Source organism: Pseudomonadota bacterium (genome assembly GCA_018817425.1).
GTDB lineage: Bacteria > Desulfobacterota > Desulfobacteria > Desulfobacterales > RPRI01 > RPRI01.
Genome location: JAHITX010000017.1, coordinates 1 through 10535, shown reverse-complemented (window position 1 = coordinate 10535; position 10535 = coordinate 1). Strand labels below are relative to the sequence as shown.

Below are 10535 nucleotides of genomic sequence, written 5' to 3'. Positions count from 1 at the left end.
TCCTTTGCGGGTATTAAACACCAATGGAAAACCGGTCTTCTTTTCAGAACACATCGCTTTCTCTTGGTGTATCATATCTCTCCCTTCCACGCTTCAGTTTATCCCTTTGGTTAATTTGCGAAGCAATCTACGAGCTCCTTTTTATCATAATGAGATAAAATTCTTAATATGTGTGGTGGTGCGCCCTTTAGTTATTCAGATTCTTTTATTCAAGCCATAATATGCATATTTTTTTTAAATGTTGGTTAAGATATTTTTTTCTTATCACGGTTTCTCAAAATTTTTCATAAGAAGAATGCTTCATAATAACCTCGGGGCAGTATATGGGAATTGATATATTGATATTAGTTATTTAACTTTTTTGAGTTACTTCTTTTTTACTACTTTTCCGGATCGCTGAGAAGATGACCAAAGCGCTTACGATATTGTGGAAATTGTTGCATGATTGCAACAGAATCAAAACCGAAATCCTCTGTATTGTAATGGTGGCTGCCATGTTTTGATTTTGGATTCTCGGCAATATATTGTTCTATACGGCGTATATGTTCGGCACTGAAGGGTAAATCAAAATGCTGATGAATGCGGCGAACCTGGCCAACCGGGTCGAGCACCGTGTCACGATAAGCAATGTCAAGCACTCGTGCATCGAGTTTTGGATCGCGCGCACGTGCTGCCGTACTACGCTCAAGACATGATCCGAACAAATGCGCTGCCAGTTTGCCAATCTCCTTCCGCTTTGCTCGCGGATCATTCATATTAAATATAGTCCAGATAAAATTCGAACCAGAGGGAATTGTCCGTACCGGATCACGATGTGTTTGAACGAAACACGCGTCAGGATACGTTGCGGCCAGCTGATCGAGATTAAGCTGATGCATCGGCTCTTTCAGTGTCCACCGGCCACGTGGACCTTTCCACTGCAATTGCTGCAACACTCGCTTATGCGTGCGATAGAGACCATCAATCGGTGTATCGGCCAGCCAGTTTACGAAACGAGGTACACCATAAAATGAGAATAATCGTGCGCTGGCAAAATGCAGAGCCATTAAATAGAGACAATCCGCCGGCATAGTGGCACCAAAGGGATGTATTTTTTTTAATTCCGGCAAGGCCGCAAACATGCCTTCGAGTTGTGCTTGCATTTGAGCAATTCTGGGATCCGTGTCAAATGTAGCAGCCTCAGGCGCAGGCCATGGCCTTGCGGTTTCCCATACAAGAGGTGCGCGGGCAGCCGGGTCGAGAGCCATAAGATTATGCAGAATCGTTGTACCGGTTCGGGATAATCCGATAAGAATAATCGGGCGTTTGATTTTGATTGCAAGTATTTCAGGATGCAGGCGCGCATCATCCACAAGCCTGAGTCTGGTAATCAATAGATCAATCATATGCTCTGTAAAGCGTTCAACCAATTTAGGCAAAGGATCGGTCTCGCACAGGGCCTCGACAAGAACCGTTAGGCCTATACGAAATGTTAGGTCAGACCCCCAATCTGAAAGACCGGAGCGATGTTCTGCTTCATGCATAAGTGTAGTAACGCTAAGTTCCATGGATTTCGTCTCCTCTACCCGGATAGTTCACACATGCCGTAGCCGACCTCATTGTCCCATTCAAAGACAGAACATGACTGGCTCATCAAGACTTCGCAATCAACAACAAGTCCATGAAAGTCTAATGAAATGCTCTTAGTCTTTCCGCCAGGCTTGCCTTCGTTCCAGGTTCCAACAGGAATCCATGTTGTCTTAACATTTTTGCCCTTAATGTGTGCTGTTCCAAGAGCGCTTTTCAATATAACCGTATATGGCGGTAATTTCGGAACACGATCAAGCACCGGCACCTGAAGTACTTTTGCTCGATGGACCTGTTGATTCTCAAAAATATATGCTTCACTAAAATAAGGGATATTGCACTCCTTATTGAGAACTTTCAGACCGAATCCTCTGCCACCCGGAAAAAACCCGCAGACCCAGGCATGGCTTTTCATGCCGGTCATGTCGCGTAGCCCCCGTACATGTGCCCGCAACCCCACACCCTCAAAGTTCCACGACTCGGTCGCAACCTTAATCTGACCGACTGCTTTGACCAATTGTTCGTATTTTCCGAGAAAGTCGCTCTGTGTCTCCACTGCCGCAGATTGATTACCAGGCCCTGTGCTCAAAGGGATAATCCATGGCTCACCTTGTGTTGTTGCCCGGATGTCGACATCGACATGGGTTGTGGGCCCTTCGCAAACAAGGCCGCGCGCCTGCTGTTCTTCGGTTGTAACCAGTGCCTTGCCGGTCCAGCGATATCTCCAGGATCTAAAAGGTTTTTCGCAATGCAAGCGGAGATTTGTTCCGCCTGGCGCGTTGCCATTCGTGAATGTACCTTCGGATTGTGTTATCAAAATTCGTCCATCGGGTAGAAACAAGCTGGCTCGTTCACAAGCCCTGCCCGCCGTAATACCATGGAGATGAAGGTTCATTCCAATATCTTTCGGACCGTCATAAAACCAATTATTAAATGTCTCAACCAGGTTGGGTATGTGCGATGCCGTCGTCAGCGCATAATCGAATTCTTGACGGAGACCACCGGTAAAATTGTCCATAAGATTTCTCTCCAGACCTTGCAAGCAAGGTGTTCCCACGAGCCAATATGTCGGGTATTTTCCTTTCTGTTTTTGGAGTAAAACCAAGGTCCCCACACAATCCGTGCCTTTCATTATCTCCATCAAACACAAAAGTGCGGCACCCTAAGCTGAATAACCTTTTTTCAACCTCATGAGCGATTGTTGATTTTCCTGATCCCGAAAGCCCCGTAAACCAAGTCACAACGCTTTGATGACCATTTGACTTTTCCAGATCTATACGGGTAATTAATGAGTATGAGTCGTAACAAACTGTATTTTCAATTCAATATTGATGCATTCATAATCACCAAATATTTTTTACTTACATTCTACACATTAGCTGCTTGTTGCAATATAAATTCAAATTCATGGTTTAGCACATCCTGCTTCTTAAGTATTTTATAAGATATAAAATTTTAAAGGTTTTAAACAAATCTACCTGTTAACTGCCGTTTCTTATAAAATAATACCTATGATAAATCAAATAATTATTAATGAATGCTCTTGAAGGATTATGCATAATGTGTTTATTATCATATTATTGGATATACTTCTTTCGGATAAGGTATAAAGCATATGATCGGATGGTGCGGCAAAATACTTAAAATAGATCTTGGGACAAAAAGATTTAAAACCATTACTCCCGATCCTGATATTCTGACAAAGTTTATCGGCGGAAGAGGTCTTGCCGGATATTTTCTTAAAGAGCACATCACTCTTAACTGGAATAATCCTGATATGCCTGTTCTTCTTTTTACCGGCCCTCTTGCAAATACTACATCTCCCTTTTCAGGATTTATAAATGTTATGTCCCGATCTCCGCTTACAGGAACTGTCGGCGATGCATCCGTTGGAGGAGATTTCGGATCCCAGCTTAAAAAAGCAGGATTTGACGGAATCTTAATTACCGGCAAATCCGATACGCTTTGTGGCTTAGAAATCCATAACAGTAAAATAAATATAACTTCGGCTTCTCACCTTGCCGGAATAAATACTGACAAAACTACATCTTTATTGCAAGATAAAGGCTCAAGCGCTGTAATCGGACCTGCCGCAGAAAACGGTGTTTTATTTTCAAATATAATTTTTGACGGCAATATTGCCGGATGCAGAAACGGGCTTGGGCTTTGTTTTGCGGCAAAAAATCTGAAATACATTACTGTTAAAGGTACAAAGAAAACAAAGATATCCGATAGTAAAGAACTTGAAAAATCAAAAGAAGATATTTTAAGATTGGTTTCTGCTTCTCCAGTGCTTTCAGGTAATTTCGGGATTTCAAAATTCGGAACGGCAGCTCTTTTTGATCTTATAAATGACAGGCGTATGTTGCCTGCCGATAATTTCAGGCATACTTATTTTAAAGACGCGCATTTGCTTAATGCGCCTTTATTAAAACAATTATACTCCCCAAAAGACAAGGGCTGTGCGGAATGCAATATAATGTGCAAAAAAATTATGCCAAACGGTACAGGCATACCGGAGTTTGAAACTCTTTCCCATTTTTCTGCATTAATCGGTAATACCGATATTGAAACAGTGATTTCTGCAAACAAATTCTGCTGTGAAAGCGGAATGGATACAATTTCAGCAGCATCAACTCTTGCTTGCTTTTCGGAAATTAACGAGAAAAAACTAAGCCCTTCCGAAATATTAAAACTTCTTTCCGATATAGCCGGCAAAAAAGGAGAAGGCGAATTTCTTGGTCTGGGCGCTGCAAGATATGCAAAGATGAGGGGTTGTCCTGATACCGCAATGGCAGTAAAAAACCAGGAGCTTTCTTCCTATGACCCGCGCGGAGCTTATGGAATGGCTTTGGCCTATGCTGTTTCTACAAGGGGAGGATGCCATTTGAGCGCATACCCGATAAGCTATGAAATTTTAAGAAAACCCGTAGCAATAGACAGGTTCAGCTTTGAAGGAAAGGCAAGGATAATAAAAAACAGTGAAGATATAAATGCCGTAATCGATTCACTTGCAGTATGCAGATTCGTATTTTTTTCAGCTTCCATGGAAGAATACGCCGGTGTTTTTCATGCGGTAACAGGAATAAACTTAACAGCCAATGAATTAATAAAGGCAGGAGAACGTATTTGCTACAATGAGCGAATGACAAATGCTGCAAACGGTTTTTCGGCAAAAGACGATGATCTGCCTTCCCGTTTTTTTAATTCTTATGGCTATAAAGGATCTGATATCAATATAAGCCCGATTGACCGTAAAAGTTTTTTAAAAGCAAGAACAAATTATTACAAGGCCCGGGGTCTTGATAAGAAAGGATTACCCATTGCCGAAACGGCAAAAGAACTTGGGCTTTAAAATATGAAACAAGTACTATCAAAATATGAAAAAAAACTTGAAAAAAGCGGGCTTGTAGAAAAAAACACCGCTCTTCTCGGAATGCTGGATGCAGATATCAAATGGAATAAAAAAGATAAGGCAACCGGGATTCTTGAGAAAATATTTTATAGTTTAAATATTAACTCGCTCATATTTTCAAAGCCCAAAGAACCCTATTTTTCCATCATAAATTGTCTTGCAAAAAACTCAGATGGGACAATACAGCCAACTGATTGCGAAACCAAAACTTTTTTTCATGATCTTCCCGTATCTTTTACATTCAATATCGATGAAATAATATCAAAGCTTAAAAACAGAAAATGCGTTATTATCCCTGATTACGGCATTATTACTACAGGCACAGTAAGCATTGAGCAGGCATTTATAACATATTCGTCTGTTTGCTTTTCATGTTTTGTTAAGTTTTTCTCGGATTTTCTTTATGCGGTAAAATCAAACAAAGCCGATAAAAACTTTAAAAGGATTTTCGAAAATATAATAAAATTTGTCAGCCCACCGGAAATTTCCGCTCCCGGTTTGAAGCAGGCTCCGTTTAATTCGGACGCACAAGTACTTGATGCTTTGGTCGAAGCAGGGAAACTTATGGTTGATCTTAAGCTTGTTGATTCTTTTTTCGGCAATATTTCTTATTGCTATAATGACACTTTGTTTATAAGCCAGACGGGAAGTTCTCTTGATGAGCTTAACGGATGTATAGATTTATGCCCCTTAGACGGCTCAACATGTTCCGGCATAACCGCTTCGAGCGAATTTCCCGCTCATCTTGAAATAATCAAAAAAACCGGACACAGGGCAATTTTGCATGGGCATCCCAAGTTTGCTGTAATTCTTTCTATGGATTGCGATATATTAAATTGCTCCAATAAAGATTTGTGCCATATCAAATGCCCATATGAAAGACAAATAAACACGATTCCGGTTGTCTCAGGTGAAGTGGGTTCAGGCACATGCGGGCTTTGCAATACGGTTCCTGAAGCATTAATAGATAAGCCGGGAGTAATTGTTTACGGCCATGGTATTTTCACAAGCGGTGTTAAGGACTTTAATGAACCATTTATGAATTTGCTTAAAATAGAAAACAACTGCTACAAAGAATACTTCAACAGAATATAATATCAAGTTGCATTCAAAAAGATAGTAAGGCGGAGCTTCAATACTATTTGATATTAAACTCTGCCGCCACTCCATCTCAACTTCGTTTTCAAAACATCAAAATAATCCAGGCCCGGAACTGTTATCATTCTGATAGGTTTTTTGCCTTTTTGTACTACCAGAACATCTTTTTTGCTTATCTTTATACCCTGCTGGCCGTCAAATGTAAGCATAATATTGGAAAGCGGTTTTTCCAAATTGATTTTAATAATTGATGTATCGGGAATAATCAGCGGACGGTTAGTTAGTGTAAAAGGACAAATGGGTGTCATTATTATCGCCGGAACTGAAGGATGCACAACCGGCCCGCCTGCTGCAAGGGAATAAGCCGTCGATCCTGTAGTAGTTGCGACAATAAGCCCATCAGCCCTGTATGTAGTAAGATAATGGTCGTTTATATATGTCTGAATATGCGCAAGTCTTGCAAGGGCTCCCTTGTTGATTACAATATCATTTAAAACCGTTTCACTGGCAATTTCCTTATCGTTTCGAAATACTTTTACAAGAAGACGCATTCTGGAACTGGTGGAAAACCTGTTAGTAAGAATAGCTTCAACAGCATCATAGAGGTGGGCCTCTGATGTTTCGGCAAGAAATCCGACATCCCCGAATTTCACCCCAAGAACAGGAATATCCTGATCTCCTATCCAGCGTACAGCGGTAAGAAAAGTACCATCACCTCCAAGCACCAACACAAAAAAAAGGCCTGAAGGAGCTTTTTCCTTTGTCTTATCGGAATAAACGGGACTTGGAGGAAGATATTCTTTTCTGACAACTTTTATCTTTTTTTCGATCAGCCATTTTTCAAGCTCATCGGCTTTTTCTTCAGCTTTGAGATCTTTTTTTACAACCAGGCCTATCTTTATATTTTTTGCAAAATGTTTACTCAAAGCTTAACTACTCCCTGTAAATTCTATCCAAATACCTGCTCGTATACATCAAAAACATTAACTACAGCAAGACATATCGTTTTAAAACTGAGGACTGGAATTTGGTCATCAAAGCGACCGTATTTCCTGCCTCATAAAGATTGTATACGAAACGGCAAAAGTTATAATTGTAAGCGCTAAAAGTGTTACAATATATGGCACAACGATCAACAAGCTTTGTATTAACGGCAATGGGCCGGAAAACCGCGAAATAGAGATCCTTTCCATAGGACGCAACTCAATAAATGCCTGAGTGGTTTTTCGTGTGGGATCTATAATTGTGGCAGTGGCGTCAGTATAAAGATACATCGGCGATATCAGAGAAAATTGTTTTATCTTATTTGAACGCTCAAAATCAGCCCTATTTATCCCATTTGGACGCGAGTAATCAGCTTCATGGGCTGCAACCGTTTTTTCCGGCATTATAGCATCAACAATAACGCTTACTCCTATGCTCACAAAAAAAGAAAAGAATATCCACATAGCCAATGCCGCCAATGCCGAAGTTGCTGTACTGCGAAATAAAATGGAAAATAAAATGGAAATCCCCAACCAGAAAGAAATATATATAATACTGATTAAAAGATAAATTAAAATTCTCCAAATCTCTTCGATACCGGGCACTATTCCCAGGCTAAACAGCCCAAGCCCTATTATAACAAGCACAATTGAAACCATCATAATGGAAATAACTGATACCCCGGCAAGAAATTTGGAATTTATAACTGTATCCCTGTAAACAGGTTGTGAAAGAATTTTACTCAAAGTGCCTTCATTTCTTTCCCGGTTAATTGTATCAAATCCCAAAAGCAGCCCCATCAAAGGGCCAAAAAAAGCGGTAAACTGTACTACAGAAAAAAACCCTCCTGAAGATGTAAAAAGCATCAGAAAAACAAATTGCGGTTTTGTAACACCTTCAAGCTCCTTTCTGATATTAATACCTGTCATATAAACAGTAATAAGACTTACCATTGCAATCAAAGCAAATATGATGGTGAAACGATAACTGCTTATATGATCCGATAATTCTTTTTTTATTATAGCTTTAAGGCCTTGCACTCTTATGCCTCCTTAAAATATCTCATATAAATTTCTTCCAGTGAATAAGCTTGATTGTCCACGCCCAGTTTTTCTTTTGCCAACTGTTCCATCGGCCCCTGAGCAACCATCTTTCCCTTGATCATTATTCCGACCCGGTGGCACATTTTTTGTACCTGATCCAGCATATGGCTGGATAGTAAAACAGTCATATGCCTTTCGCTGCACAGAGTTTGAATCAGTTCTATCAGGCGATTTGCACCATCCGGATCAAGCCCTATTGTTGGCTCATCCAAAAAGGCAATTTTGGCATCCTTTAATAACAGTTCCGCAATACCTAAACGTTGCCGCATACCTCTGGAATAAGCTGAAATCTTTTTTGATGCCTCGGCGCTAAGTCCGACAGTTTCTAATGAACTATCTATCAGGGCATCGGCATCACTTCCGTAAAGGCCGTTTAATTCAGCTATAAACCCAAGCATTTGCCTTGCATTTAAATCCGAATAAAACCCCATATTTTCCTGAAGATATGCAATTTTTGATTTTATTTTAACCGCATCCCTTACAGGGTTTAGCCCCATAACTTCGGCAAATCCGCTTGTAGGCTCCGTTAACCCTATCAACATAAGAAGCGTAGTTGTTTTTCCGGCGCCGTTTGGCCCCAGAAAACCAAAAATCTCGCCATCATTGATTGAAAGCGTAAGATTATCAACTGCTTTACGCCCATTATATATTTTTGTTAAGTCACGGGTCACTATGATAGGCCTTGTCTCCATATCAACGTCTCCCAAAACGGCGGAACAAACCAAAAAGCCCGGCTATAACCAATACTATAATCCCTATTCCGATCCAACCCCATGCAGTCGAAACTTTTACGGTTGTGCGAAACTCCAGATTTTTTTTGACTTTTTCTCCCACAACATCAACACTTACCGAATAATCGCCAACCAGGGCATCTTCATACGGAGTAATAGTCATTTCGACTTGTTTCATGTCACCCGGTTCTATCATATCTATTTTTTCCGGTTTGAATTCCACCTTCCAGTTTTCCGGTTTAAAAGTCATAAATTTGATATCCCTGTTTTCCGCAGATCCAGTATTTTTGATATAAAAAGAAATGTTAGACGGTTTTCCCTGTTTTGCATCAAGAGACAATAAACCTCCTGCCGTTCTTACATCCAGGCTGTATGTACCAGTTAAGATTACTGTAAGGGGGGTCTCAAGTCTTGAATTTGGAGTTTTGATTATAACATTAATCGGGTATCTGCCTGCCTTGGCGTTTGGAGAAGGCCGTACTTCCACATTTAATGTTCTTCTTTCATTAACTTTTATCCGAAGACTAGATATATAATTATCTTCATAAGACGGCTTAAAATTAATATTCCAGCCTTCCGGCCCCTCTGCGGACAGATCAAGGATCGTATCATCTACAATAGTACTGTCGATGTCTATGGCAAACTTAAAAGTTGAATCCGGTGTGCCCTTAACTTCCGGATATGATGAAGTCAGTTTTATGCCTCTGGATTTATCTATTTCAGATTTTTCCGTTAACACTTCGATTTCAATTATTTCAGAAAGTTTAAATTTACCGTCCTGGGTTTGCGCTTTTATGGGAAATTCATATTTACCAGGTTTAATATCCCTGTCTGCTTCGGCTTCAAAAATAACAGACTTCTCATTACCTGAAGGGATGTGAACACCTGTAATATAAAAACTAAAAGTTGTTAAAGAGACTTTCCATTTTTTATATTTATTTATTAATTGAACATCCAGATTTTCATCGGATTTTCCATAATTGCGAAAGAAAACATTCATATTGATTTTTTGACCGATTCTTTCGCCTCTTGTTACCTGTATGCTGGGATATTCTACTGCCATAGAAACCAGCCTGGCCGGCCTTTGTTTTGAGCTTTTATCTTCTTTGCCAAACGCCACATCCGGTATATGAAAAGTTATCAAGGTGGAAACCATTAAAAAAATGCCGATAAGAAATGCCCTCTTAAAAACCATAATAATTATTCCTCCCTTTAATTTGCTTATTCTTAAAACCATACCTTATTTATGAAAACATTGGATTCGTTCAGACAAATAAAATGTTTGATTTTCATGTTTTGACAGATAGTTAGGATAAATTATTTCATTTGTTTTCGTCAAGCCCTATTTATTTTATCTGATAAATTCCTTCCTAACTATAAGAAATAACAAGATAATTATTTTGTTATTTTCACATTCAAAATATTTGTTGGCATATCCTATAAATTTAGCATGAATACATTAAGTATCTTGAGGATAGAGCTAAAGGTTAGCGCTTATCCCGACATTCGCGAAGAAGAATAAATCAAATTATATTTAAAAAAAACAATTGATTAAATTCAGCCAGTTATAAACTTTGCCAGTAATTGGTCAAGTTTGCATGCCACATAACCCACTTAAATTATTGAGCCTGAAAGTTT

Annotated in this window: 9 protein-coding genes; 2 read left to right on the top strand and 7 right to left on the bottom strand. The window is 39.7% G+C overall.

Going from position 1 to position 10535, the window contains the following annotated elements:
* Positions 1-380: 380 nt before the first annotated feature.
* Genes KKC46_04175 through KKC46_04165 form a run of 3 tightly spaced genes read right to left on the bottom strand, consistent with a single transcriptional unit; the run spans position 381 to position 2888 of the window.
* Positions 381-1547 (bottom strand): sulfotransferase, encoded by a 1167-nt coding sequence (locus KKC46_04175; GenBank protein ID MBU1053011.1) that lies wholly within the window; start codon positions 1545-1547, stop codon positions 381-383.
* Positions 1548-1561: 14 nt separating this feature from the next.
* Positions 1562-2584 carry a hypothetical protein gene (locus tag KKC46_04170; GenBank protein ID MBU1053010.1) on the bottom strand — a complete coding sequence of 341 codons (1023 nt, stop codon included), beginning with the start codon at positions 2582-2584 and terminating at the stop codon, positions 1562-1564.
* A complete protein-coding gene (locus KKC46_04165) occupies positions 2505-2888 on the bottom strand; it encodes an adenylyl-sulfate kinase (protein MBU1053009.1) in 384 nt (127 codons plus the stop codon). The genes KKC46_04170 and KKC46_04165 overlap by 80 nt, the downstream gene beginning before the upstream one ends.
* A gap of 293 nt (positions 2889-3181) precedes the next feature.
* On the opposite strand from KKC46_04165, the gene KKC46_04160 reads away from it, so the two are divergent.
* On the top strand, positions 3182-4921 hold the full coding sequence (locus KKC46_04160; protein ID MBU1053008.1) for an aldehyde ferredoxin oxidoreductase family protein: 1740 nt from the start codon (positions 3182-3184) through the stop codon (positions 4919-4921).
* Positions 4922-4924: 3 nt separating this feature from the next.
* Positions 4925-6076 carry a class II aldolase/adducin family protein gene (locus KKC46_04155; protein MBU1053007.1) on the top strand — a complete coding sequence of 384 codons (1152 nt, stop codon included), beginning with the start codon at positions 4925-4927 and terminating at the stop codon, positions 6074-6076.
* Positions 6077-6129: 53 nt separating this feature from the next.
* Here KKC46_04155 and KKC46_04150 read toward each other — a convergent pair whose 3' ends face one another.
* From KKC46_04150 to KKC46_04135, 4 genes are all read right to left on the bottom strand, one after another.
* Entirely contained in the window at positions 6130-6981 is an 852-nt protein-coding gene (locus KKC46_04150; protein ID MBU1053006.1) for an NAD(+)/NADH kinase, read from the bottom strand.
* 132 nt (positions 6982-7113) lie between these two features.
* A complete protein-coding gene (locus KKC46_04145; GenBank protein MBU1053005.1) occupies positions 7114-8103 on the bottom strand; it encodes an ABC transporter permease in 990 nt (329 codons plus the stop codon).
* Positions 8104-8105: 2 nt separating this feature from the next.
* On the bottom strand, positions 8106-8858 hold the full coding sequence (locus KKC46_04140) for an ABC transporter ATP-binding protein (GenBank protein ID MBU1053004.1): 753 nt from the start codon (positions 8856-8858) through the stop codon (positions 8106-8108).
* Between the two features lies 1 nt (position 8859).
* Positions 8860-10092, bottom strand: a complete 1233-nt coding sequence (locus tag KKC46_04135) for a hypothetical protein (protein ID MBU1053003.1) — start codon at positions 10090-10092, stop codon at positions 8860-8862.
* Between the last annotated feature and the right edge of the window lie 443 nt (positions 10093-10535).